Origin of the sequence: Streptomyces sp. CA-111067 (assembly GCF_050956065.1) — a bacterium.
Lineage (GTDB): Bacteria > Actinomycetota > Actinomycetes > Streptomycetales > Streptomycetaceae > Actinacidiphila.
Genome location: NZ_CP192103.1, coordinates 1,395,844 through 1,419,249, shown reverse-complemented (window position 1 = coordinate 1,419,249; position 23,406 = coordinate 1,395,844). Strand labels below are relative to the sequence as shown.

Below are 23,406 nucleotides of genomic sequence, written 5' to 3'. Positions count from 1 at the left end.
GTCGGCGACAGGGCTCCCGGCCCTCACGATCGGGAAGACAGCTCCACGAGCACCAGCCAGCCCATCTTCGACCCTGTACCCGGACCTTCCCGGCCGGTTTGCGACTCGACAGGCAGAGGTGCCGCCCCGTCTCGCCGCGCTGCCGGGTGGGGCGGTACGGCGGGAGCGGGACGGGCGTGTCAGGAATCCGCGGGCTGGGCGTCGTAGTGACCGCTTGCCGGCTCGGATACGGGAGCCGCCGTGATCGTCTCGGCCTGGTTGTGGCCAGCGGTGTAGCGGAAGGAGGTCAGCCGCGCGGTGCCGTGCTCGGCCGTGACACCGATGACGCGGCCGGTGAAGCCGCCTGCCACCTCGGTGGACAGGTAGCGGCCGTCGAAGCGGGCAATCAGATGCACCACCCCGTCGGTGACCGCGGCCAGCTCGATGTCGTCCGGGCCGTCGTGTGTGGCGGGCACGGAGCTGAGACGCAGTGCGGCGCCGGGTGCGACCCCGGCCACCAGTGAACCGATCTCGCATTCGACGGGGCCGATCCGCAGCACCCCGCGGGCCGTGCCGTCCTCGGCGCGTACGGCGCACCAGTGCCGGTCGTCCAGGCGGAGCAGGAGTGCGGCGCTGCTGCCGGGGCCGGGCGTGACTTCCGCCTCCGCGGTCCAGTGCTGGTCGCCGGCGCGGACGCCGAGCATCGCGGGGGAGCCGTTGGGCGAGGCGACGCGCCGCAGCTGTACGCCGCCGTCGGGGTGGGGGGTGGTGAAGTCGGCGGGGGCGGCGCCTGGTGAGATCCATCGCGGGTGGAGGAGTTCGTCGTCGAAGCGGTCGGTGAAGGACCGGTCGGGGAGGCGTGCGGTGAAGCGGTGGGGGTCGAAGGCCGGCCATCCGTCGGTGGTCCAGTCGATGCCGGCCAGGAAGGTCTCGCGGCCGTTGACGTGGAAGAGCGGGGTGGTGCCGCGGGGGCGTACTCCGAGGTAGACGGCCGCCCAGTCGCCCTCGTGGCGCTGCACCAGGTCGGCGTGGCCGGTGTTCTGCACGGGCTGTGTGGTGCTGCGGTGGGAGAAGACGGGGTTGGCGGGTGCGGCGGTGAAGGGGCCGGTGAGGGTGCGCGAGCGTGCGATCGACACTCCGTGGCCGCGTTCGGTGCCGCCTTCGGCGATCATGAGGTACCACCAGCTACCGACCCGGTACAGGTGCGGTGCCTCGGGGTAGGCCAGCCCTGTCCCCCGCCATATCAGGCGCGGTTCTTCCAGCCGGACTCCTGCGACGGGATCGATCCGGGCCTGGGCGATGCCCTCGCGGCCGGGTTCGTTGGAGCAGTAGGTGACGAAGCAGCTGCCGTCGTCGTCCCAGGCGAGGTCCGGGTCGATGCCGCGCAGCCCTTCGATGTAGGTGGGCGAGGACCAGGGGCCGGCCGGGTCGGCGGCGGTGACCAGGAGTTGCGCGCTGGGGGTGCGGGAGACGTTGGTGGTGATCAGCCAGAAGCGTCCGTCGTAGTGCCGCAGGGTGGGGGCGTAGATGCCCTGGCTCGCCGGGACGTCCCCTGCGGGGAAGTGCTCGGGGGTGGCGAGGGCGTTGCCGACCTGCTGCCAGTTCACCAGGTCGCGGCTGTGGAAGACGGGTACCGCGGGGGCGTATTCGAAGGAGGAGGTGGCGAGGTAGTAGTCGCGGCCCACGCGGCAGACGGTCGGGTCGGGGTGGAAGCCCGCGATGACCGGGTGTTCGCCGAGTCGGACGGAGGGCTGCACGGATGTTTGTGCGGTCATTTGATACCCGTCGCTGTGATGCCTTGGATGAAGTAGCGCTGGAGGAAGACGAAGAGGAGCAGGATCGGCAAGATCACCAGCACGGCTCCGGCCAGCAGGATTCCGTAGTTGGTGGCGTTCTGGCCGGTGGAGTAGAGGGAGAGGGCCACCGGGAGGGTGTAGGTGTCGCTGGTCTGGGCGACGACCAGGGGCCACAGGAAGTTGTTCCAGGACCCGAGGAAGGTGAAGATCGCCAGCGTGGCGAGCGCCGGCCCGCACTGCGGGACGACGATGCGCGCGAAGATCCGGATCTCGCCCGCCCCGTCGATCCGGGCGGCCTCCAGGAGCGCGTCGGGGATCTCGCGCATGAACTGCCGCATCAGGAAGATCCCGAGCGGGGAGGCGAGGAAGGGCAGGATGAGCGCCGGGTAGGTGCTCACCAGGCCGAGCTTGCTGACGATGACGAACAGCGGGACGAAGGTCACCACGCCGGGGATCATGAGCGTCGTCAGGACGACGCCGAAGAGGATCTTCTTGCCCGCGAAGTCGATCTTCGCGAGGGCGTAGCCGGCCATCGAGCAGAACAGCAGGTTCCCCGCGACGGTGAAGACGGCGACCAGCAGGCTGTTGCCGAAGAAGCGGCCGATGTCCAGATCCCCGAACCACTGGCTGTAGTTGGCGGCTGTGGGCGAGTGGGGCAGCCATCCGGTCGGATCGCGCAGCAGTTCGCCCTGAGTCTTGAACGAGCCGAGCAGCATCCACACGAAGGGCAGCAGGGTCGCCACGAGGGCGAGGGCGAGCAGCAGGTAGACGGCCAGACGGCCGACGGTGGTACGGGACATGGGATCAGTCCTGAGAGCGGAAGAGCCGGAACTGGAACAGGCTGAGCAGCGCGATGGCCACGAACAGGACGTAGCTGGCCGCAGCCGCGGTGGCGTAGTTGCCGAAGCCGAACTGGTTGTAGGCGTAGTAGCTGACCGACAGCGTGGAGTCCAGCGGGCCGCCCTGCGTCATGACGAACGGCTCCTCGAAGAACTGCAGGTAGCCCACGGACAGCAGCACCGCGCCGAACAGCATCGTGGGGCGCAGCAGCGGCAGCGTGATCCGGGCAAAGCGCTGCCACGCCCCGGCGCCGTCGACCCTGGCGGCCTCCATGACGTCCTGCGGGATGCCCTGGAGGCCGGCCAGGAAGATCACCATGAGGGTGCCCATGTTGCGCCAGACGGCCATGAGGATCATCGCGGGCATCGACCAGGTGGTGCTGTTGAGCCAGTCCGGCCCGTCGATGCCGACGAGGCCGAGCGCGGCGTTGATCAGCCCGTCACGCTGGAGCACGAACCGCCACACCACCGCGACAGCCACGATGCTGGTCACCACCGGGGTGTAGAAGCCCACGCGGAAGGCAGTCCGCATCCGGGTGATCCCGCTGTTCAGCGCGAGGGCCAGGGCGAGGGCGACAGCCATGGTCAGGGGGATGGCGACCACCACGAAATAGCCGGTGTTCCGCAGCGAGTGCAGGAACTGCGCGTCGTGGAACAGCTTGGCGTACTGGTCGAACCCGACGGGCGTGACATTGAACGGGGTCGCCACGTCCCGCGCGGTGAAGTCGGTGAACGACATCCCGAGCGAGGACAGCAGCGGGACCACCATGAAGAGCAGGAAACTCAGTACGAACGGCAGTACGAAGAAGTACGCCATCAGGGTGCTTCTGCGCCGGGCGTCGGCCCTCGTGCGGCCCGCGCCGCGGGGGCGTTCGGCCGCGGCGGCGGTCGAACGGACGGCGGCCGACATCAGCTGCCTCCCGTCCCGATCGACGCCGCCTTGCCCTGGAGGCCCTTCATCGCCTGTTCCGGTGACTGGCCGCCCTTGACCATCTCCTCCAGTGCGCCGTCCCCGGCGGCCGAGACCTCGTTCCACGTCGGGAGGGTGGGCGGCGTCCGGACACTGAGCAGCTGCTTGCCGAACACGGAGACCTTGCTGTCCGAGGTGAGCACCGGGTCCTTCCAGGCGGCCTGCTGGGAGGGCAGATCGCCGCTGAGCTTGAACCACTCGACCTGCGTCGCGGGCTGCGACAGCCACTGGATGAGCTTCCAGGCCGCGTCCGCGTTCTTGGCCTTCTTCATGACCACCAGATCGCTGCCGCCGAGGAAGGACGTCGACGTCTTCTGCGCGGGCAGCGGGGCCAGGGCGAACTTGTCGGCGAAGTCCTTGCCGCCGGCCTGGACGAGCGAGGCCGTCTCCCAGGGCCCGCTGATCATCATCGGGACGCGTCCGCTGACGAAGTCCGACTCGGGGCTTCCCGCCGCGGTGCTCGGGGTCTTGTTCGCCAGGCCCGAGGTGAAGAAGCCGTTCAGGTACTTCATGGCCTCGACGACCTGGGGCGAGTCGAAGGTCCAGGTCTTCTGGTCGTCGGAGAGCACGCTGCCGCCGTTGGACCAGATGAACGGCAGGATGCTGAGGAAGGAGTTGAAGCCGCTGGTCGGCAGGCCGACCCCGTAGCGGGCGCCCGCCTTGCTCTGCAGATCACGGGCCAGGGCCTCGAACCCCGCCCAGGTGGTGGGGAAGGAGGAGTGGCCGGCCTTTTTCAGCAGGTCGGTGCGGTAGAAGACGACGCGGGTGTCGACGGTCCACGGCACGCCGTAGGCCGTGCCGCCCACCTTTGTGGTGTCCACGCTCGCGGGGAAGAACCCGGAGGTGTCGACCTGCGCCGGGGTCGGGGCCAGGTCGTTGCCGAAGCTCGACATCCAGTCGGTGCCGAACATCCCGACGTCCGGCCCGGTACCGCCGGCGATCGCGGTGCGGTACTTCTTCTCCGCCGAGTCCCACGGGACCGCGGTGACCTTCACCGTCACGCCGGGGTTGGCCGCCTCGAAGCCCTTGACGAGCTTCGGCAGCGCCTCGCCCTCGGTGCCCTGGGCCCATATCGTCACCGTGCCGGTGGCCTTGCCCGCGGTGAGGGTCGCCGCCGCGGCGGGCTTGTCCGTGTCGTCCGAGCGTCCGCACCCGCTCAGCAGCACGCCGGTCACGGCGGCCAGAGCGACCGCGCTCGCGGTTCGTCTTCCGATCATCTGTCGTCCTCTGTCGTCGGCTCGCGGTGGAAGGGCTAATGCCGCATATCCGCCCTGATGCGCCCGAAGGTGAAATCTAAGCGCTTAGAATCGGTCGCGGCCGTCATCTAAACGCATAACCTGGACGAGAACAAGACTTCGGCGGTACTTATCCGGTGGGCCGACCCCAGAGCGCCTTGCTGCCGGGGCCGTTGGCAGGCGGTGCCCGCAAACGCCTACCGGCAGCCGCAGCTGGCCCGCAGCGCCAGTTCGACCGGCAACCGCAGGTGCTGCGGCCCGAGTTGGGCGTGGCGGTCCTCCAGTGCGTCCACCAGGACGCCCACTGATGCGCGACCGAGCGCCTCCATCGGCTGGCGGACCGTGGTCAGTGTCGGGGTGCTCAGACGTCCCGCGAGGATGCCGTCGAAACCGGTGACCGCGACGTCGCCTGGTACGCCGACCCCGGCGTCCTGAAGGACGCGCATGGCCACGACTGCCTCCTGGTCGGTCGCGCACACCAGGGCGTCCGGGAGCGGCCCCGCCGCCATCAGCGACCGGACGGTCGCCGTGGTCGCGCCGATCTCGCCGGGGCGGCTGAGCAGCGGAGGCCCGCCGTCCAGGCCGTGCTCGGACAGGGCCGCGCTGTAGCCCTCGTAGCGGGCCTTCATCTCGCCGGTGCCCAGGTCGCCGACGAAGGCGAGCCGGCGCATTCCGTGACCCTCTACCAGGTGGCGCACCAGCCGGTACATGCCCTCGTGGTTCTCCACCGTGACGGTGTGCACCCGCTCCACCCGCACGTCATAGGAGAACTCCAGCACCGGGATACGCTCCGACACGCGCTCCAGCACGGCGGACGGAACCGTTTCCGCGAAGGTGATCAGCGCGTCCACCCGGCCCGCGATGTCGGGTACCGGCCGCGTGACGGGGGCCCCGCGCTCCCCGCCGAGCAGCAGAGCGTAGCCCCGCGCCCGGCACTCCAGCTCCACCCCGTTCTGGACCTCGTCGACGTACAGCGGGAAGAACCACGACTTGTCGCTCTCGGGTACCGCACGAGCCGCCCGATCCTCTTGCGGCGCCCCTTCGTCCAGCAGGTAGTCGTAGGAGTACAGCCCGATCGCCCCGGTCCGCCCGCTGGCCAGACCCCGGGCGCTCCCGCTGGGTACGTAGCCGAGAGCCGCTGCGGCAGCGAGCACCGTCTCGCGGGTCGACTCCTTGACGCGCTGAGGTTGGGAGAAGGTGAAGGAGACCGTGGCGATGGAGACTCCGGCCCGCTGGGCGACGTCGTAGACCGTCGCGCGCTTGGCCAACGCAGTACCTCCGCAACCGAGAACACCGACCCGGACCCACGCGGCCGGCAGCCGCCAGCGCCTGGAACGGCACCGCGACTCCCACAGTATGACCGAATCACGTCGGCGGCCCCGCCCCCGCCTTCCCCGGCGCGGCCCTGGTGAGGAGGCCGCTTGAGCCGCTGTCCGCCATGTCCTAGCAGGGCCTCCCCCGCGCCGGCGGGGAGCAGCCGATCGGTCCGCCGCCGCTGTCGCTGCGGTCATACTGTGGGTGCCACGGCTTGCCGGGTCATAGGTGCTGGGTGCCCGTCGGCCGCTGCGGGGCCAGTGCGAAGGTTCGGCTGTGGAGGTGCGGGGGATGGCCAAACGCGCGACGGTCTACGACGTCGCCCAGCGGGCCGGAGTCTCCATCGCCACGGTCTCCTTCACCTTCTCCCAACCCCAGCGCGTCAAGGAATCGACGCGGCAGACGGTACTGGCCGCAGCCGCAGCCCTCGGCTACGTCCCCAGCGGGAGCGCGCGGGGCCTGGCCAGCGGGCGGACCGGGGCGATCGGGCTGTACTCCTACGACTACCTGCTGGACGGCGAAGTCGCGGGAAGGGGCGAACCGGAGGACCTGGTCGTCGGCGCGGACAGGTCCTGGTTCTTCCCGCTGTACGTGGACGAGGTCCAGAACGGGGTGGAACTGGAGTGCCGGGCCCGGGGCTACGCGCTGCTCCTCAGCGGCGAGCGGGCCACCCCTGACACGCGACCGATACCCGACGTCGCCGGCCGGGTGGACGCGCTGATCACCTTCGCGGGAACAGTCCCCGACCCCGCGTTGCAGCGGCTGTCGGAGCGCATCCCGGTGCTGGAGTTCTCCCACGACGTCCGGGTGGACCGGGTGCACACCGTCACCGCCGACAACCACGACGGCATGTACCGCCTGACCGAGCATCTGATCGAGGAGCACGGACTGCGTACGCTCGTCTTCGCCGGTCATCTCGCCGCCGGTGAGGCCAGGGCACGCTACGAGGGCCACACTGCGGCCCTCGCGGACCACGGGCTCACGGCCCGGCCCGCGCTGCCCAGCCGCCCCGGAGCGGCCGGGTCGACCGTGCGGGCCGTCCGCGCCCTGCTCGACGCCGGACCGCTGCCCGACGCCCTGATGTGCGCCACCGACCAGGAAGCGGTACTCGCGCTCAGCATCCTGCGAAGCGCCGGAGTCGCCGTGCCGGACGACATCGCCGTCACCGGCTTCGACGGCATCCTCGCCGGGCGGCTGAGCACCCCCACACTGACCACGGTCCGCCAGCCCATGGAAGAGCTCGGCCGCACGGCCGTACGCACCGTCATCGAGGCCCTGCAGAACTGGGAGGCGCAGCCGAGCACGCGACCGCAACGCCTGCGGCTGCCCGTCGAACTCGTGCGGCGAGCCAGCTGCGGCTGCCCGTAGCCGCTCCCGTCTGCGAGTTCTTCCTTCCGGCTTCCCACCGCGCCGCTCCCGCCGCCGAGAAGAGCCTGCGCGATGTCTTGCCAGCACTGGTCTCTTGCGTTTAGATGACCCACGCCTTCAGTTCTAAGCGCTTAGATTCTGCATTTGAGCGCATATGGGCGAACGAGTGCGTGCGTCCGCCGTCGCGTTCACACGAAGGCCGCCGCACTCAGCGGGCCGGGCACCTGCCACCCGAGGCATGCACCGGCAAGCGCCGTCTCGTTCCCCCTTCCGTGTCCGTCCAAGCGTGAGGAGATTTCGTGAAACGCCCTCTTGCAGCCCTCCTGGCAGGCGCTGCCGCCGCCTTCGCCTTGGTCGCGTTACCGCTGACCGACGCCTCGGCCGCCACCGGCTGCCGGGTCGACTACACCCCCACCGGCCAGTGGTCCGGTGGTTTCCAGAGCGATGTGCGCATCACCAACCTGGGCAGCCCGATCACCGGATGGTCACTCGGCTTCGACTTCGCCGACGCCGGCCAGCACCTCAGCCAGGGCTGGAACGCCACGTGGAGCCAGGCCGGCAGCAAAGTGACCGCCACGAGCGCCGACTGGAACGCCTCGCTGGGCACCAACGCCTCGGTCTCCATCGGCTTCACCGGGACCTCGACCGGCGCCAACCCGGTCCCGGCGGGCTTCACCCTCAACGGCGTGGCCTGCACCGGCACCACCGACCCGACCACACCGCCACCGACCACACCGCCACCGACCACACCGCCACCGACCACACCGCCCGCGGGGACGACGCCCGTCGCGATCAACGGCCGGCTGCACGTGTGCGGCGTCAACCTCTGCAACCAGTACGACAAGCCCGTCCAGTTGCGCGGCGTCAGCACGCACGGCCTCCAGTGGTTCGGCGACTGCTACAAGGCCGCCTCGCTCGACGCGCTGGCCAACGACTGGAAGGCGGACCTGCTGCGCGTGTCCATGTACGTGCAGGAGGGCGGGTACGAGACCGATCCGGCGGGCTTCACCAACCAGGTCAACAACATCGTGGACCTGGCCGCCGCGCGCGGTATGTACGCCCTGATCGACTTCCACACCCTCACGCCGGGCGACCCGAACTACAACCTGGAACGCGCCAAGACGTTCTTCGCGGCGGTCTCCGCCCGCAACGCCGGCAAGAACAACGTCCTCTACGAGATCGCCAACGAGCCCAACGGAGTGAGCTGGGCATCGATCAAAGGCTACGCCGAGCAGGTCATCCCCGTGATCCGCGCGAACGACCCCGGCAGCGTCGTCGTCGTGGGCACCCGCGGCTGGTCCTCCCTCGGCGTCTCCGAAGGAGGCAACGAAACCGAGGTCATCAACAACCCGGTCAACGCCCAGAACGTCATGTACACCTTCCACTTCTACGCCGCGTCCCACGGTGACGCGTACCGCGACGCGGTGCGCAGGGCGGCAGCACGGATTCCGCTGTTCGTCACCGAGTTCGGCACCGTCGACTACACCGGCAGCGGACCGTTCGACCAGGCCAGTAGCACGACCTGGCTCGACCTGCTCGACTCCCTGAAGATCAGCTACGCGAACTGGACGTTCTCCGACGCCGGCGAGAGCAGCGCCGCCCTGCTGCCCGGCACCTGCGCCGGCAGCAACTTCAGCGGCACCGACATCCTCACGGCCTCGGGGAAGTTCATCCGCAGCCGCATCATGACCCCGGACAACTTCCCGACCAGCTGACCACCCAGGCGCCATGGAGCTACGCCCTCCGCCCCTGGAGTGCCACGTCGCTCGGTGACGCCGCATTCTCCTCCCCCCACCTCATCGAGACAGGAGAACCATCCATGCAACGCTCTCTCCGACGGCCTGCTGTCGCCATGGCGGTCGTCACCGCCCTCGGCGTCGGTGCTGCCGTCGTCCAGACGGCGGCAGCGACCACGCAGGCCGGCGCCGCAGACGCCTCGTGCACCGGCTACGTCGCGCTGACCTTCGACGACGGCCCCACGCCCGGCAACACGACGACCCTGCTCAACACGCTCAAGACCGCCGGGGTCCGGGCCACCATGTTCAACACCGGCCAGAACGTCCAGGCCAATCCCGACCTCGCCCGAGCCGAGGTCGCGGCCGGCATGTGGATCGGCAACCACAGCTGGGACCACCCGTACATGACCCAGCTGAGCACGCAGGAGCAGACCTCGCAGATATCGCGGACCCAGGACGTCATCAAGCAGGTCACCGGAGTGACGCCCCAGCTGTTCCGGCCGCCGTACATCGACACCAACGACGCCCTGCGAGCCGTCGAGCGGCAGTTCGGCCTCACCGAGATCAACGCCGACGTCGACTCCCAGGACTGGAACAACGCGACCGTCGACCAGATCGTGGCCAACGCCGGCCAGCTGCAGTCCGGCGGCGTCATCCTCATGCACGACTGGCCCGCGAACACCCTCCAGGCCGTCCCGCGGATCGTCACCAACCTGCACGCGCGCGGCCTGTGCGCCGGGATGATCTCACCGGCCACCGGCCATGCCGTCGCACCCGACGGAACGACCACCCCGCCCACCGGCGGCTCCACCGCCACCTGCACCGCCGCCTACCGCACCACCAGCAACTGGACGGGCGGCTTCCAGGGCGAGGTCACGGTCACCAACAGCGGGACCACCACCGTCAACAGCTGGAAGGCCACCTTGAACCTGGCCGCCGGTGTGACGATCAGCAGCATCTGGAACGGCGTCAACACGGGCAGCACCGGAACGGTCACCGTCTCCAACAGCGCGTACAACGGAACGCTCAGCGCCGGGCAGTCCGCCACGGTCGGCTTCACCGGCACCGGAGACCCGGCCGGCACAACCGCGTTGTGCCCCGGCTCCCCGACCGATCCGACAACGCCGCCCACCGACCCGACACCACCCGCGTCAGGCGTCCTCGCCCAAGTCAACACCGCGGGCCGCGTCACCGACCAGGGCAGCACTGTGAAGTACACGTGGCCCGGCGTCTACTTCGAGGGCCGCTTCCACGGCACCAGCGTCGGAATCGTCCTCAACGACGCCAGCAACGACTACGAGGTCCAGATCGACGGCGGCACCGCGACCGCCCTGCTTGCGCCCGGCGATGTCACCCACTGGGTCACCGGCCTCACCGACGCCGACCACAGCGTACGGGTCGCCAAACGCACCGAGAGCCCCTGGTCGGCCGGCCAGTTCGGCGGCTTCGTCGCCGGCACGGGCGGCACCATGCTCAGCAAGCCCGCCGCCCGCACCAAGCAGATCGAGTTCATCGGCGACTCCTGGACCGCTGGCTACGGCGACATGTCCACCAGCCACGACTGCTCCGCCGCCGGAGTCAACCGCAACTCCAACGCCAACCAGAGCTTCGGCGCCCTCACCGCCCGCAACCTCGACGCCGACTACCAGATCAACGCCTGGTCCGGCATGGGCATGGTCCGCAACTACAACGGCGGAAACGCCGGCACCAACTACCGCACCTACTACGACACCGCCCTCCAGGCCGTCGACAGCTCCGCCTGGCAGCGACCCGACTCCTGGAAACCGCAGTACGTCGTGGTCGGCCTGGGCATCAACGACTTCTCCACCGCCCTCAACCCCGGCGAGCCCTGGGCGAACGAGGCCGCTCTGGTCGCCGACTACCGCGCGGCCTACCAGGCCTTCATCGACAAACTGCGGGCCCGGTACGGCGCGAACACCTACATCGTGCTGACCTACCCGTACCTGTACAACACCAACGACCTCGCCGACTCCATCACGCAGATCGTCAAGCAGCGCAACGACCAGGGTGACGCCCGGGTCCGCTCGTTCTACTACGACAACTCCGCGCTCGGACTCGACCTGCTCGGCTGCGACTGGCACCCCTCCCAGCAGGACCACAAGAAGATCGCCACCGCACTCACCAGCTTCCTGAACAGCTTGTCCTAGCCGGACGAAGCCCCTGCCAGAACGGTGGTCTGTACGGTCCCCGCGCCACACCGAGGGCCGTACAGACCACTTGGACGGGCGCCGTCCGCGCAGAACGCGGTGGTCGTTTACCACGCGTCCCTGCCCACTGGCCAAGTGCAGTCGAATGGTGCTCCGCCCACTCACCTGTTCGGCGTCACCGGACGCTCCAACCGCAGGAGAGCCGACCAGGACGTCGTCTACACCCCGGCCCCTTGACACGTGCGCCATCTAGCGAACCGCACACTTTACGCAGGACCGAGACACCCAGCATCGGCACAAGCTGCTGGTTTCACGTAATACGGAACTGCGCAGGTCCCTTCGGGCGGGAGCAGCACCGCGGTCCCGTGCACCGGTCCCCCAGGATTACGCACTCCACAGACCCCGGCTGCGGGACCACCAGTAGGCAGATACCTCAACCCGTACGCCAGCAGCGGTCAACAGGAGTGCGGCGTGCGGGTTTACCTTGTCTGCGGTCTGGGATTCTGCGAACTCACGCGCTTCGGGCCAGGCGGCGAGGAAGGTCCGCTCGCGGCGGTGGGGTGCTCCGATGTCGGAGGCGCGTAGCACGAGCCAGCGTGTGTCGTACCGGAGGTCGGCCAGGGATCCGAGTACGGCACCAAGTGCCCGCAGAGGAGGCTGGGCTGGGTTGTCTCCCAGACACCACGGGCAGAATTCCACGTCGCCAGGGGAACCGGCGGGCGAGGTGAGGAGTCCTCGGACATTCTCGATCACCACCAGGCAGGGGCGGAGGGCTTCGACCGCACGGGCCACGTGCAGCCACAGCCCCGAGCGGGTTGCGGGGTTGAGTCCGGCGCGGCGGCCGGCGACGGAGACGTCTTTGACAGGGGAAGCCCGCGGTGAGCACGCACACCCGGGGCACATCGGCCCAGTCGATGGCGGTGATGTCGCCGTAGTTGGGGATGTCCGGCCAGTGGCGGGCCAGGATGCGGGAGGCGTCGGGGTTGGTCTCGGCGTGCCAGGCCACGGTGCCGCCGAGGGCGGCCTGGACGCCCAGGTCCAGACCGCCGTACCCAGTGCACAGGCTGCCGATCGCAGGCCCGGCGGCCGGGCGGGCGGGCATGTCAGCGGCTCTTCGCGGTAGCCGGCGCCACGGTGAGTGACGCGGGAGCGGGAGGAACGGGGGGCGCGGATACGGCCGGCCGGGCGGGGGCGTGGGGAGAACGGGCGCGGGCGGCAGTCCGCGTATCCGCGGGAGACAAGGTGGGTGTGGAGGATGGGGCTGCGCCTATGCGGAGTTGCGTCGAGGCCGCTGCGAGGAGTGCTTTGGCCGCCGTGCAGCGCTGCATCATCCCCTCCGTGGCGTGCGGGCGTGGCGACCTCCAGGCCGACGGGTCTAGACGTGGAGCCGCAAAATGCAGGGCGATGATCTCCTCTTGGAGCCGGGCGAGTTCCGTGGCCGCCTGCCCCAGCGGCGCGAGGGCGGAGCAGTATGCTGCGACGGCCCGCCCGGTATCTGAGGACCTGTCGGCGAGGCAGGCTGAGATCTCCCCGGTGACGTCGCTGATGATCTGCGTCACACCGTGGACCTGCGAGGAGACTTCGGCCAGAATCGGCCCGGGCCTCCGCTTGGAGTGATCGTCTATACAGAGCAGGAGACGGTCGATGGTGGTGGCCACGTCGGTGAGAGCACGGGCGTCGATGAGTTCGATCATGGTGAGTCCTTTCCTCGATTGGGCTGTCAGCGGACCTTCGCGGTAGTCGGTGCCACGACGAGCGACACGGGGGCGGGAGGAACGGCGGGCGGGGATACGACCCGCCCGCCGATGGGGGCGTGGGGAGAGCGGGCGCGGGCGGCGTCCTGCATGTGGGCGGAGGCCGGCTTCAGGTACGCGGCTTCGGTGCGCAGTTCGATTGCTGCTTCGTCGAGGATTTCGTCGGCCGCCTCCAGGCAGCCGGTGATGATCGCGGCAGACCGGTACGCAAACGAAGGGTCGCCGTGGCCCATCGCCGGAATGCGGATGCCAGTGACTTCCATGTGCAGTCGACCCAGTTCGGTCAGGCCCTCGCCCAGCATCGGGAGGACGGAGCTGTATATCAGAGCGGCGTGCTGCGCGGGTGCCGGGTGCAGGTCGGCGGCATGGCGGCTGACCTCGTCGCTGACACTGATGATGATCGCGGCCAAAGTGCGGACCTGACCGGTGACGTCTTCAACGCTCGGCCCACCCGGTTGAGCGGACTGGGACCGAAGGTGGAAGCGGAGTCGGTCGATGGCGCTGGCTGTGTCATACAGGGCCAGGACGTCGGCGGGGCTGGTCATGGTGGGAGTCCTCTGGGAGTGGGTGCCGGGTGGCTGGGCGGCATGGGTCTGCCGCCGGCGGGATCATCTACGGCTCGTCCGTCAGCGCTTCGGTCCTCGGTTCGGTGGTGCTGGTGGACTGCCACTGGCCGCAGGCGTGGAGGAACGGCCGACGCCGGTTGTGGCGGCCCGGGGGCTGCGGGCACGGGCGGCGCGCAGGAGTGGTCCGGCCGGGTTGTCGGCTGTCAGGTCTCGCAGACAGTCGCTGGTCTTGGCCAGGCTGTCGCGGGCGGTGGTGAGCGCGGCGGCGATCCGGGTGCGGGCGAAGGCGATGTTCACGTCAGCATTGCCGTACCGGTCGGGGAAGTGGTCGATGAACAGGTGGGCGCTCTGGGCGGCGACCAGTGCGTTGACCGCGCGGCCGGCTGCGGCGGCGGCGTGGCACAGCGTGTCCGCGGTGGCCGCGTGGAAGGGCCGGTCGGCGGGGGTGCAGGTGGCCAGCGCGGTGTGGGCGTCGTGGATCTTGGGACCGAGGCGAGCGTCGAGGCTGAGGACGGTGGTGAGAGGTTCGGACAGGTGGTGCGGGGCGGCGCCCGGTGTGCTGAGGGAGTGCAGCACGGCGTCGAACTCGTCGGCGAGCGCGTCGAGTTCGGTGTCCGGGCGGTGTGGCTGGTTCATGGGTGGCTCCGGGAAGGCGGTCGTACCGGCGGCACTGACGACGGTGAGGTGGCCGGTGGGGGCGTCGGTGTGAAGGGGCTGCTGCGGGCGCGGGCGGCACGGATCTGCGCGGGAGGTGGTGAGGCAGCGGGATCGCCGCGGGACGGGGGCGGTGCCGGCGGCTGGGTGCCGGCGGTCCAGCGCTGCCGGATGTCGGCCAGAACGACGAGGGCGGCCAGGGCCTGGTTGATGAGCTGCCCGGGGGCCAGGGCGTCGGTGGCGGCCAGGTCGCGGATGGCGGCGGCAGTGGCGGCGGCGGTCCGCAGCAGCGCGGAGCGGGCCACCTCCTCGCCGAGCCACTGCGCGCTGCCGGCCCCGATACCGTCGCAGATGGCGGTGATCTGCTCACCGGTGACGCTGCTGTCGGCGAGCAGCCCGCGCCGTTGGGCCTCCCACAGCAGCGTGACCTGGTCGACAGGTTCACCGCGGTGGTGGAGCGCGCCCAGGCAGCGATACAGCTCGCCGTGCGCGCGGTCGGCGAAGTCCTGGGGTCGCAGCCAGCCGACGACCTCATTCATTTCCGCCGGCCGGTCGGCCAGAGCCGCCAAGAGCAGCCGCTCGTTGTCCACGACCGTTTGGGCCTCGGCAGGCGCGGGTCCGGCAGCGAGGATCGGCGGCGCGGGGCTGGCGGGACGGGGTTCGGTGCCCCAGCGCCGGGCGAGGTCCTCCAGCACAGCGGCGAGTACGTCCGCGTTGTGGAGTGTGGTGTCGACCTCGCCGCGGACCGCGTCGGCGCGAGCAATCTGGTGCAGGCGCACGGCGTGCTCGGTGACCGTGCGGTGGATCGCGCCCTCCAGGACCATCCGCCCGTAGACCGGGGCGTGCGCGGGGCGAGGGCAGGCCGACACCAGGGTGTGCGCGTATACCGCGGTCAGGCCGCGCGTGTGCTTTCCGGCTTCGGTGACGGCGGCGGTCACCCAGGCCAAGGGCACGCTGCCGTCGGCGGCCAGGACCGGCTTGCCTTGGGAACGAAGGTGGCGCAGGGCGGCGAATAGCGCCTGGTGGGCGGGCCGGTAGAAGTGCTCCGGCTCCAGCCAGTCGAGGTGGTCGAGCTGGCCAGGGTCGAGCAGGACCGCGCCGAGCACGGCCTGCTCGGCCTGCAGCAGCGGCCTCATCACCGCCCCCCGGAACGCGGGGGCAACGGGGGCAGGGCGGCGACGGCCCGGTCGGCGGCGGCCACGGCCACTGCGAAACCGTCCAGCTCGGTGGCGAGCGCCCGGTCGGCGGGAACGGTGCCGGTGCCGGCGGTCAGCAGCCACCGGCCGCCACGCCGGACAACCGGCAGATCACCGAAGGGCCGAACGGTGAGGGGGAAGACGGAGGACGGCATGGGCGCTCCAACGGGCAGGGAGTGGGCGGGTGTGGTCATGCGGTGATGTCGAAGTCGTCCTGGACGGGGGCACCCGAGCGGCACGACCAGGGCGAGCAGCCGTCCGGCTCGCCCAGCTCCAGTTCTGCCTCGGCTTCGGCCAGGGCGTCGGAGAGGTTGTCCTGGGCGGCGGCGGCGCGTTCGTGCGCGGTGACGTGGTCGATCGGTGCCAGGTCCAGCGGCACTCGGCTGCGGTGGAGGAATGCGCTGCCCAGCAGCGGCTTGCCGTCGGCGTTCGCCCGTGCGTTGCCCGCCCGGATTGCGGCGTCGAACTCCACGACGTCCGCCCACTCGGCCGGGCTGGTGTCCCGCAGGGCCCGCCACTGGGCGTTGCCGTGGTACGGGCAAGTTATTGAGAATCGAGACAGGTCCGTGACCTCTCGTCTGGAGGAGGGAAGGCCCTCCCGGGGCGGTTGTGGGGTGCGTGAGCGGGCGTGGTAGACACGCGGCATGGCTGCGTTCATGGCGTTCTTCGATGGTTCGACCACCACCTGGCGGGTCAGCTCAGCCGCCGTGACTTCCGGGATCACGGAACTCTGGGCCGAGGTCGAAGCCGATCCGACGCAACGCAGTGAGGTATGTGCCTTCAGCTGGAGCTTCTGCACGAATGAGGGCCCGGGCGAGGTGCTTCTGCCGGAGGATGGGACGGGCCTGTACTTGGACGCGGCCCTGGCAGACTCGGCGCAGGTCGCTTGCTTGCTTCGCCAGCTGATGCCGGATTCCGTCGAGCTGGTGTTCTGCGATCAGGGTTACAACTTCGATGTGCGAGTCCAGCCGGGCGTCACCGCGGCGGAGCTCATCGCAGACGTGGATGCCCAACCCTGAGTGGAAACCGTCCGCAGGCGATCGCGGCCTGGCGAAGGCGGCCAGTCTTGCTCAGCTGTCTCTCTCGCGGGAGATGGTGCCGGTGAGCTGGGTAAGGGGGATGAAGGCTGACTCGGTCCCCAGTTCTTTGGGTGTGGGCCCCGCAGGTGTGGGGATGTCGGCTGGCTGTGCGACTTCGCGCTCGATCCGGTCCAGGTGCTCGTAGACCGCGCGGGGTTCCCAGCCGGTGTCGGCGAAGATCGCCGCGTCCAGCTTCGGCAGGCGGCCCTCGGCAGCCAGGAGCAGCAGTCTCGTCGACTGCACGCCGGCACCGAGACTCAGCACCCGCAGCGTCGGGGCGGCGCTCATGATGCCGCCTCGAAGTCGTCCCGGCCGAACGTGGCCTTGGCGAGGGCGCGTTCGGTGATGGCCCGGGTAGCGGCGGCGGACGCCGGGCCGATCGTTTTGGCGGCGGGTTCCTTGTACCAGGGCTTGAGGTTGAGCATCGCGGCGCGGATGCCGGTGGCGAACAGCAACGCCTTGCCCTTGGACAGGGCGCGGATCGCGTCGGGCGGCAGGATCCGCTCGGTCCGCATCGACACCGAGGTGGACGTGCCGGACTCGGAGGTGGAGACCGAGGTGGTCTGTACGTCGTGGTCGCCGATCATCCGGGACAGCCGGTCGGCGAAGTCGGCGTCGTCTGTGCCCGAGCCGATGATCTTGACGGTGGCGGCGGACCACAGCGCGTCCATGCCAGCCTCGCCCCAGCACCGCTGCCCCTGCCGGTAGGACTGCAGGATGGTGATCGGGATGACGCCCCGGCTGCCCAAGTGCGAGTACAGATCCGGGAGATCGCTGATGCGGCACACGTTCGCTGCTTCGTCCAGCACGCACAGTGCGGGCGGGTCGAGCCTGCCGCCGGAGCGCTCGGCGACGATCACGGCTGAGCGCATCACGGCGTCGGCGGCAGCAGCGATGATCGCCGAGGCGGAACCGCCGCCGTCCTTGCTGAGCAGGTACAGCGTGTCGCGGGAGGTGGCGAAGGCGGCCGGCTTGAACTGCGGCAGCCCCTTGGCGGGGGTGACCCAGGCGGCGACCTCCGGGTCCAGCAGGCAGCTCGCGTACTGCCTCGCCGTCTCGAAGATGCCGTCCCTTGTTTCGGTGGCGCCGGAGACGGTGCCCTGGAGTTGGGCGGCGACCGCGTCGTGGCAGGCGTCGGTGAGCAGGTCGACGGGGGTGCGGTCGGCCGGCGAGGCGAGCCAGGCCAGGACGTCGGTGATCGGCCGCCGGTGCGAAGCTGCGGCCAAGAAGAGGGCGCCGAGGGTGTTGCTCGCGGCGGTCGACCAGAAGTCGGAGCCGGCGGATTCGTCCACGCTGGCGGCGACGAAGTGTCCGGCCAGGCGCTTGGCTCCGGCGAGGTCGCGGGCGTCGGCGAGGATGTCCCACCACATCCGGCGGGGGTGGTGGGCGATCTGCTGCGGGTCCAGCGTCCAGACCGTGCCCACCTCGGCGCGGGCGTCGAAGGTGGTGGTGAAGGCGTCGTTGGCCGCTTTGTTGCTGGTGAGCAGGACCGGGCCGGGGGCGGCGAGGATCGCCGGGATGGCCAGGCTGGTGGTCTTCCCGGAACGGGGCGCCATGATGGCGACCAGGACGTCTTCCCAGCTTGCGCGGACCTCGGCCCGGCCGGGGGACAGGGTGCCGAGGAGGATGCCGCGGTCAGCGGGCGCGACCTCTTTTACCCTCCAGGTCGGCCAGGGCCGGCCGCAGGCTGCGGGCCTTGGCGGTGATCTCCCTGCCCATCAGAGGGGCGAGGTCGGCCTTACGCGCCAGGCCGCTCCTGGCGCCGCCGCGTACGCGCAGGAACACGACGCTGCCGGTCACGAGAAGGCCGAGGGCGAGCAGACCGGGGATGACCCGGGCGCCGAGCAGCAGGGCGACGGGGCTCAGGTGCGGCCACAGCGTGCCCAGGTGGAGCGCCGCGTCGGTGGCCCGGAACGGAGCCCAAGGGCCGCTCCCGACAGCGGTGTTGGTGATGTTGCCGGTGAGCCAGGCCAGGGAGCCGAAGGAGAGGCCGGCGCCTGCGAGGGCGAACAGGAGGACCAGGAGGGCGTCGGTGCCGGTGGTGGTCGAGGGCGCGCGGGTACGCGGAGTGGGCATGGCGGGCTCCAGGTGTGGATGGAGTGGGGAGGGGCGGTGACGGTGCCGGTTCTTCCGCTGGTCATGTCCGGTGTCCTAGCGGGTGCGGCGGATCATGGTGGGGGCAGCCGGCGTCGGGGGCGCGGGCGAGGGGGCGTTGGTGGCCAGCGGGTTGGCGCTGGCGGCCGGAGAAGGACGGGTGGCTGCCGCCCGCCGCAGGCGGCGGCCTTCGGCGAGGCTGAGGGGTAGGACGGTTTCGTCGTAGAGGCCGGGATCAATATTGACGCTCAGGCCGGACAAGGCCAGGGCTTCCGCGGCCTGGCTGGCGCGGACCTTCTGCGCGGACCCCCACTGGTCAGGCGGCAGCTCGTGGGAGTCGATGATCCCGGGATGGCAGACCCGGGTGAAGCCGTACATCTGCAGGATCTGCCGCGCGCTTTCGGGTATGCCGGTGCGGGTGTCCGCCCAGACGGTCTGATCGCGCCAGAGGAAGATCTCCACGTCCACGTCGAAGGCGTCGGCATGGTTGGTATGGGCCGTGCGGGTCATCGGGTGCTCCCGGTCGGATTCTTCAGCGGACCCGGCGGCATGACGGGGCGTCGTGGATGCCGGGGCTCCGGGATTCGAGTACGGGTCGGCGAACGGATTCGCCGCGCCGTAGGCGAGCTGGATGTTGTGGGCCATGGCCGCACCGACGGCTTCGCCGATGCTCCGGTAGACCTCGGGCACGAGTGCTCCTTTCGCGGGTGCCGGGCGTGGAGCACATGGTGGTGAGCGCTCCGCGCCCGGCGAACGGGACTTCTGCATTCCGGCCGATCTGCTGCCGGGTGCGGACGCCACGCGGGTCACCGGGCGACCGTCAGGGTCAGGCCCTCGGCGAGAGCGGCCAGCCGTTCGCGGGCTTCAGCGGGGCTGTCGGCGTGACGATGAGGAACCCGATTCGCCCGTTGGCGTTGCCGCGCGGAGGAAGTGCGACGCGGTCGCCGACGTCGTGCAGCCAGGCCACCTGGTGCAGCCAAGGGCGCTGCTGGCCGGGGTCGACCGAGAGGTGCCGGGCGGTGAGGGTGCCGTCGGCCGGGGGATAGAGGATCTTGATCGCGGCTGTCCGGTGGGCGCTGGGGGTCAGGGAAGGATCGTTTCCGCAGGCGATGTCGGCGGCGATGCGGGGCAGGTCCACGCCGGTGGCCAGGCGCACCAGCGTGCCGATCAGGTCCCCGCCGATCCGGGAGTTGACCTCGATGATCCGCGGGCCGGCGGCGGTCAGGCGCATCTCGACGTGCTGCACGCCGTCAGTGATCCCCAGCGCCCGCAATGCCTGGACGGCGATGGGGGAGACGTGCGGCAGGAGGTGGTCGCCGGCGGTGACGGTGTGGCCGGTCTCCTCGAAGTACGGGGCGAAACCGACGTCCTTGCGGGTTACGGCGACCGCGGTCGTCAGGCCGCCGACGGTCACGCACTCCACGCTGATCTCCGGCCCGACGAGGTACTCCTCGACCAGCACCCCGTGCCCCTCCGGGCCCTGATCGCCCGCACCGACGGCGGCGAACTCCCACGCGGCGGGCAGCTCTTCGGGGGTGTCGACGCGGATCACGCCGATGCTGGCAGCGTGCGAGGCGGGCTTGAGGACGACCGGGAAGCCGGTGCGCTGTGCGGCGGCCGTGGCCTGTTCCAGGGTGTCGACGCGGGTGGACGTCGCGGAGGGCACGTGGTGCTCGGCGAACAGGCGTCGGCTGGCCGCCTTGTTGCGGCCGGCGTTCATCGACTCGACGCTGTTGCCGGGCAGGCCGAGGCGGGCGACGAGCTGCCCGGTCGGCACGAGGCAGTATTCGTCCCAGGTGACGACCCCTGCGATGGCGTGCCGCTCGGCCAGCGCGAGGCCGGCGGCGACGACGGCGGCCGGGTCGTGGGTATCGGCAACCTCGTGGTCGACTACCAGATGCTCCTGCCAGCTCGGCGGCTTGGTGTCGATCAGCGCGATCGGGTACGCCGCAGCGACCTGCTCGACGCAATACCCCCTGTATACGGGGTCGGTTCCGCCGACGACGATGAGCAGCGGGCTGGTGGATCGGGACATGGGGAACCCTCCAGAGGGCGGGAGTTGGACCAGGAGAAGGGAGAGGGGAAGAGGTGCCGGAGCTGGGACGAGGGTGGTCACGGTGCGTCCGCCGGCTGGATCGGCTCGGCTCGGCGTGCCGCGATGACCTTCGAGGGCGCGGGCTCGCAGACGGTGCGGTGGCGGCGCAGGCCGTGGAAGCACGCGGTCAGCACCAAGCCCTGCAGGACGGCGCAGGCCAGTAGTAGGTGCGGGAGTCCGGCGGCGGGCACCGCCGCGACGAGGGCTCCGGCGACCGGCAGCGGCAGCAGCACCAGGATGATCGTGACTGCCAGGGTCGAGCCGAACGCCGTGGCCGGGATGAGCCGGGCCCGTAGCGTGCGCAGGACCACGGTCAGCGCCCCTTCGGCCGCCATCAGCGCAGCTACAGCGCCGGTGTAGGCGGCGAAGCCGGGTGCCAGGGCGACACCGAGGCAGGCGACGGTGGACACACCGGCGGTCACGGCGCCGACCGGCCACACCGACCAGCGGTCGATGGCCCGCCGGGCGGCGATCACGGCGAGCAGGGAGGCGACGGCCGCCGCGCTCCACACCGCGCCGACGTCGGCGGTGGAGTAGTGGAAGCGGTGAATGACGGTGATCGGGGCGGCGGCCTGGAGCACGCCGCTGGCCAGATTGGAGGCGGCGAGTCCGCCGATCAGCCAGGCCAGCGCCGGAGTTCCGCGCAGAGTCCGCCACCCTGTCAGCAGGCTGCTCGGCGCACGGTGCCGGTTCGCCGGGACAGCATCGTCCTGGGTCGCGGCGGCGGCGGTCATCGCCAGCAGCGCGACCACAGCCAGGAGAACGCCGGGTCCCGCCAGCAGCAGCACGCCACCCAGTAGCGGGCCGAGGAGGACGGCGCCCTGGTCGATCCCGGTCTGCGCCGCCTGCACCCGGTGCGCCCGGTCTCCCAGATGGCGGCCGGCTTCGGCGCCGAGGGTCTCCACCGCGACGAAGGAGACCTCCGCCAGCAGACCCGACACCCCACCGAACGCCAGGACAATGGTGGTGGTCGCCGTCCCCGCGCTGGGCAGAGCGGTCAGTAGCGCGGCGGCGAGGCCGACCACGGTGGCGCGGAAGAAGTTGGTGCAGCGGAAGACACGGCCGGCACCGAACCGGTCGCTCAGCGCTCCGGCGAAAGTGAAGGCACCCAGACGCGGTGTCCACTCCAACAGGAACGCCAGGCCCGTCAGGGCCGTGGAGCCGGTGGTGATCAGGACCAGCAGCGGGATCGCATAGGTGGCGGTCGTACTGGCCAGGGCATCGGCGGACCGCATCAGGTACAGGGACGCCAGGCCGTCGGGCCGATGGCAGAGGGCGGGCATCAGGCGCATCGCCGGTCACCGGTTCCGGGGGGCGGAGTCGCGTGCCGGGCCGGCGGGCGGTGCCGGGGCCGGTCCGGAGGGTGTGGTGGTTCGGGAGGCTGATGCCTGGGTCGCGGCGGGCGAGGCGGACAGGGCTGCGTGGCGTGTCGATGGCGGTTCTGCCGTGGCGGTGCGCATTTGGGCGTGGTCGCCTTCACCGACGTGGCGAATGCGGGCGTCGATACCGAGCAGGACATTCTGTGCGGCGCCGACGTGCTCCCACGCCACCCCGAAGCGGTCACCGAGTGCGTGAGCCGTGCCGAGGGGGTCGAGGTCGTCGAGCTGCTCCTCTGCTGCACACAGTGCCTCGATCAGGCGGTCGAGGACACCTGTGTCCGGGGCTGCGAGCGTGCTGACTTCCCGGGCGAGGTCGCCCGCCGTCGTGGTGGCGCGTATTCGGTCAGTCAGATCGACAAGACCGTCCCCCACCGAGAGAGCGGCACTGGCCGTCACTTTTGCCCGGCTCTCAAGAGCCGGATCCAGATGGACGGTGTAGCAACGGGCGGCGCGGAGCATCTCGGCCGCGTGGGCGGCAACTGCCGCCTGTTCGTGCCGGTCCATTGAGGTCGGCAGCCGGTGGCGGGGGCCGTGCCAGTCGTTGGTGTAGGCGAAGCCGGCGTGGTTGAGGAGGGACTTGGCCAGGCTGTCGCCGCCGCGTGCGACAACGCTGCCGCTCGGCTCGGCGGCGATGGTGACGGTGATGGGCATCGACTTCTCCGGTACGAGGGACGTGGGCTGCGGGGAGGCAGGCAGGTGGCCGAGTTCGCCGGCGATGCGGTGGCACTCGGTCTGCAGGCGGAAGGCGTCGCGGTAGGCGTTGTGGAGCCGGCCGTCCTCGCGGGCGAGGGTCGCCACGACGTGCACCTGGCGGGGCTGGTTGCGCAGGCCGATCCAGCGGCAGGCGTCCGGATCGCCGTCAGGCGCGACGGTGACCGCTGCCAGCCGGTTGGCGACCTCGGCCCACTGGGCGTCGCTCAGATCGCGGTGCCGGGGGTCGGAGCGGACCGAGCAGACCCACACCGGCCGCTCCGGCGCCCGGATGCCGAGGCGCTCGACGGGCGCATCCAAAGCGTGTGCCAGGTAGGCGTGGGTGAGCAGGTCGATCGGGGCGCCGTGGCAGTCACCGCCCACCAGGTGGGGGTTGCTCTGGTCGCCGCGTTCGCCCGGCCCGTAGAGGTAGGCGAGCAGACCGGCGGTGTTGCTAGCGCGCTGGAGATGGGCGATCACGGTGTTGACCTCGA

General features: G+C 70.5%; 21 protein-coding genes and 2 pseudogenes. 4 read left to right on the top strand and 19 right to left on the bottom strand.

From position 1 onward, the window contains the following. Positions 1-179: 179 nt before the first annotated feature. From ACQPW6_RS06140 to ACQPW6_RS06120, 5 genes are all read right to left on the bottom strand, one after another. Complete coding sequence (locus ACQPW6_RS06140; RefSeq protein WP_433888513.1) at positions 180-1,754, bottom strand: family 43 glycosylhydrolase; 1,575 nt, start codon at positions 1,752-1,754, stop codon at positions 180-182. Next, positions 1,751-2,575, bottom strand: a complete 825-nt coding sequence (locus tag ACQPW6_RS06135; protein WP_433888512.1) for a carbohydrate ABC transporter permease — start codon at positions 2,573-2,575, stop codon at positions 1,751-1,753. The genes ACQPW6_RS06140 and ACQPW6_RS06135 overlap by 4 nt, the downstream gene beginning before the upstream one ends. Before the next feature lie 4 nt (positions 2,576-2,579). Next, complete coding sequence (locus ACQPW6_RS06130) at positions 2,580-3,524, bottom strand: carbohydrate ABC transporter permease (RefSeq protein ID WP_433888511.1); 945 nt, start codon at positions 3,522-3,524, stop codon at positions 2,580-2,582. Beyond that, the gene (locus tag ACQPW6_RS06125; RefSeq protein WP_433888510.1) at positions 3,524-4,801 is read right to left on the bottom strand and encodes a sugar ABC transporter substrate-binding protein; all 1,278 of its coding nucleotides are present in this window, start codon (positions 4,799-4,801) and stop codon (positions 3,524-3,526) included. The genes ACQPW6_RS06130 and ACQPW6_RS06125 overlap by 1 nt, the downstream gene beginning before the upstream one ends. 215 nt (positions 4,802-5,016) lie before the next feature. Further along, a complete protein-coding gene (locus tag ACQPW6_RS06120) occupies positions 5,017-6,087 on the bottom strand; it encodes a LacI family DNA-binding transcriptional regulator (protein WP_433888509.1) in 1,071 nt (356 codons plus the stop codon). A gap of 337 nt (positions 6,088-6,424) precedes the next feature. Between ACQPW6_RS06120 and ACQPW6_RS06115 the strand changes: the two genes are divergently transcribed. The 3 genes from ACQPW6_RS06115 to ACQPW6_RS06105 all read left to right on the top strand — a co-directional run bounded on the left by ACQPW6_RS06115 (position 6,425) and on the right by ACQPW6_RS06105 (position 11,405). Next, on the top strand, positions 6,425-7,501 hold the full coding sequence (locus tag ACQPW6_RS06115) for a LacI family DNA-binding transcriptional regulator (protein WP_433888508.1): 1,077 nt from the start codon (positions 6,425-6,427) through the stop codon (positions 7,499-7,501). Between the two features lie 299 nt (positions 7,502-7,800). Further along, positions 7,801-9,216 carry a cellulase family glycosylhydrolase gene (locus ACQPW6_RS06110; RefSeq protein ID WP_433888507.1) on the top strand — a complete coding sequence of 472 codons (1,416 nt, stop codon included), beginning with the start codon at positions 7,801-7,803 and terminating at the stop codon, positions 9,214-9,216. Positions 9,217-9,320: 104 nt separating this feature from the next. Further along, the gene (locus ACQPW6_RS06105; RefSeq protein WP_433888506.1) at positions 9,321-11,405 is read left to right on the top strand and encodes a polysaccharide deacetylase family protein; all 2,085 of its coding nucleotides are present in this window, start codon (positions 9,321-9,323) and stop codon (positions 11,403-11,405) included. A 384-nt stretch (positions 11,406-11,789) separates the two neighbouring features. Here ACQPW6_RS06105 and ACQPW6_RS06100 read toward each other — a convergent pair whose 3' ends face one another. The 8 genes and pseudogenes from ACQPW6_RS06100 to ACQPW6_RS06065 form a co-directional block, all read right to left on the bottom strand. Continuing rightward, positions 11,790-12,308: a DNA cytosine methyltransferase gene (locus ACQPW6_RS06100; RefSeq protein WP_433888505.1), complete on the bottom strand. Its 519-nt coding sequence runs from the start codon at positions 12,306-12,308 to the stop codon at positions 11,790-11,792. 25 nt (positions 12,309-12,333) lie between these two features. Next, positions 12,334-12,507, bottom strand: a pseudogene (locus ACQPW6_RS06095) (DNA cytosine methyltransferase); the annotation flags it as partial. 1 nt (position 12,508) lies between these two features. Beyond that, on the bottom strand, positions 12,509-13,099 hold the full coding sequence (locus tag ACQPW6_RS06090; RefSeq protein ID WP_433888504.1) for a hypothetical protein: 591 nt from the start codon (positions 13,097-13,099) through the stop codon (positions 12,509-12,511). A gap of 26 nt (positions 13,100-13,125) precedes the next feature. Beyond that, positions 13,126-13,704: a hypothetical protein gene (locus ACQPW6_RS06085; RefSeq protein WP_433888503.1), complete on the bottom strand. Its 579-nt coding sequence runs from the start codon at positions 13,702-13,704 to the stop codon at positions 13,126-13,128. Positions 13,705-13,785: 81 nt separating this feature from the next. Further along, on the bottom strand, positions 13,786-14,361 hold the full coding sequence (locus ACQPW6_RS06080) for a hypothetical protein (RefSeq protein WP_433888502.1): 576 nt from the start codon (positions 14,359-14,361) through the stop codon (positions 13,786-13,788). Continuing rightward, a complete protein-coding gene (locus tag ACQPW6_RS06075; protein WP_433888501.1) occupies positions 14,358-15,515 on the bottom strand; it encodes a DnaB-like helicase N-terminal domain-containing protein in 1,158 nt (385 codons plus the stop codon). Before ACQPW6_RS06075 ends, ACQPW6_RS06080 begins: the two co-directional genes overlap by 4 nt. Beyond that, entirely contained in the window at positions 15,515-15,730 is a 216-nt protein-coding gene (locus ACQPW6_RS06070; RefSeq protein WP_433888500.1) for a hypothetical protein, read from the bottom strand. Before ACQPW6_RS06070 ends, ACQPW6_RS06075 begins: the two co-directional genes overlap by 1 nt. A 35-nt stretch (positions 15,731-15,765) precedes the next feature. Next, on the bottom strand, positions 15,766-16,047 hold the full coding sequence (locus ACQPW6_RS06065) for a hypothetical protein (RefSeq protein ID WP_433888499.1): 282 nt from the start codon (positions 16,045-16,047) through the stop codon (positions 15,766-15,768). 172 nt (positions 16,048-16,219) lie between these two features. Between ACQPW6_RS06065 and ACQPW6_RS06060 the strand changes: the two genes are divergently transcribed. Beyond that, complete coding sequence (locus tag ACQPW6_RS06060) at positions 16,220-16,594, top strand: hypothetical protein (RefSeq protein ID WP_433888498.1); 375 nt, start codon at positions 16,220-16,222, stop codon at positions 16,592-16,594. A 51-nt stretch (positions 16,595-16,645) separates the two neighbouring features. Here ACQPW6_RS06060 and ACQPW6_RS06055 read toward each other — a convergent pair whose 3' ends face one another. The 6 genes and pseudogenes from ACQPW6_RS06055 to ACQPW6_RS06030 form a co-directional block, all read right to left on the bottom strand. After that, positions 16,646-16,942, bottom strand: coding sequence for a hypothetical protein (locus tag ACQPW6_RS06055; protein ID WP_433894799.1), 297 nt, complete (start codon positions 16,940-16,942; stop codon positions 16,646-16,648). Further along, positions 16,939-18,730, bottom strand: a pseudogene (locus tag ACQPW6_RS06050) (type IV secretory system conjugative DNA transfer family protein). The gene ACQPW6_RS06055 and the pseudogene ACQPW6_RS06050 overlap by 4 nt, the downstream one beginning before the upstream one ends. Positions 18,731-18,805: 75 nt before the next feature. Beyond that, on the bottom strand, positions 18,806-19,438 hold the full coding sequence (locus tag ACQPW6_RS06045; RefSeq protein ID WP_433888497.1) for a hypothetical protein: 633 nt from the start codon (positions 19,436-19,438) through the stop codon (positions 18,806-18,808). Positions 19,439-19,574: 136 nt separating this feature from the next. Then, on the bottom strand, positions 19,575-20,783 hold the full coding sequence (locus tag ACQPW6_RS06040; protein ID WP_433888496.1) for an ATP-grasp domain-containing protein: 1,209 nt from the start codon (positions 20,781-20,783) through the stop codon (positions 19,575-19,577). A 77-nt stretch (positions 20,784-20,860) separates the two neighbouring features. Next, positions 20,861-22,126, bottom strand: coding sequence for an MFS transporter (locus ACQPW6_RS06035; RefSeq protein WP_433894439.1), 1,266 nt, complete (start codon positions 22,124-22,126; stop codon positions 20,861-20,863). A gap of 15 nt (positions 22,127-22,141) precedes the next feature. Further along, entirely contained in the window at positions 22,142-23,392 is a 1,251-nt protein-coding gene (locus tag ACQPW6_RS06030) for a hypothetical protein (RefSeq protein ID WP_433888495.1), read from the bottom strand. Positions 23,393-23,406: the final 14 nt, after the last annotated feature.

Bases quoted from the DNA above. Each gene is read 5' to 3' on its own strand.
- ACQPW6_RS06040 (WP_433888496.1), bottom strand. From the start codon at position 20,783: ATGTCCCGATCCACCAGCCCGCTGCTCATCGTCGTCGGCGGAACCGAC.
- ACQPW6_RS06105 (WP_433888506.1), top strand. From the start codon at position 9,321: ATGCAACGCTCTCTCCGACGGCCTGCTGTCGCCATGGCGGTCGTCACC.
- ACQPW6_RS06075 (WP_433888501.1), bottom strand. From the start codon at position 15,515: ATGAGGCCGCTGCTGCAGGCCGAGCAGGCCGTGCTCGGCGCGGTCCTG.
- ACQPW6_RS06085 (WP_433888503.1), bottom strand. From the start codon at position 13,704: ATGACCAGCCCCGCCGACGTCCTGGCCCTGTATGACACAGCCAGCGCC.
- ACQPW6_RS06060 (WP_433888498.1), top strand. From the start codon at position 16,220: ATGGCTGCGTTCATGGCGTTCTTCGATGGTTCGACCACCACCTGGCGG.
- ACQPW6_RS06115 (WP_433888508.1), top strand. From the start codon at position 6,425: ATGGCCAAACGCGCGACGGTCTACGACGTCGCCCAGCGGGCCGGAGTC.
- ACQPW6_RS06070 (WP_433888500.1), bottom strand. From the start codon at position 15,730: ATGCCGTCCTCCGTCTTCCCCCTCACCGTTCGGCCCTTCGGTGATCTG.
- ACQPW6_RS06100 (WP_433888505.1), bottom strand. From the start codon at position 12,308: ATGTGCCCCGGGTGTGCGTGCTCACCGCGGGCTTCCCCTGTCAAAGAC.
- ACQPW6_RS06135 (WP_433888512.1), bottom strand. From the start codon at position 2,575: ATGTCCCGTACCACCGTCGGCCGTCTGGCCGTCTACCTGCTGCTCGCC.
- ACQPW6_RS06035 (WP_433894439.1), bottom strand. From the start codon at position 22,126: ATGCCCGCCCTCTGCCATCGGCCCGACGGCCTGGCGTCCCTGTACCTG.
- ACQPW6_RS06055 (WP_433894799.1), bottom strand. From the start codon at position 16,942: ATGAGCGCCGCCCCGACGCTGCGGGTGCTGAGTCTCGGTGCCGGCGTG.
- ACQPW6_RS06090 (WP_433888504.1), bottom strand. From the start codon at position 13,099: ATGATCGAACTCATCGACGCCCGTGCTCTCACCGACGTGGCCACCACC.
- ACQPW6_RS06080 (WP_433888502.1), bottom strand. From the start codon at position 14,361: ATGAACCAGCCACACCGCCCGGACACCGAACTCGACGCGCTCGCCGAC.
- ACQPW6_RS06125 (WP_433888510.1), bottom strand. From the start codon at position 4,801: ATGATCGGAAGACGAACCGCGAGCGCGGTCGCTCTGGCCGCCGTGACC.
- ACQPW6_RS06130 (WP_433888511.1), bottom strand. From the start codon at position 3,524: ATGTCGGCCGCCGTCCGTTCGACCGCCGCCGCGGCCGAACGCCCCCGC.
- ACQPW6_RS06140 (WP_433888513.1), bottom strand. From the start codon at position 1,754: ATGACCGCACAAACATCCGTGCAGCCCTCCGTCCGACTCGGCGAACAC.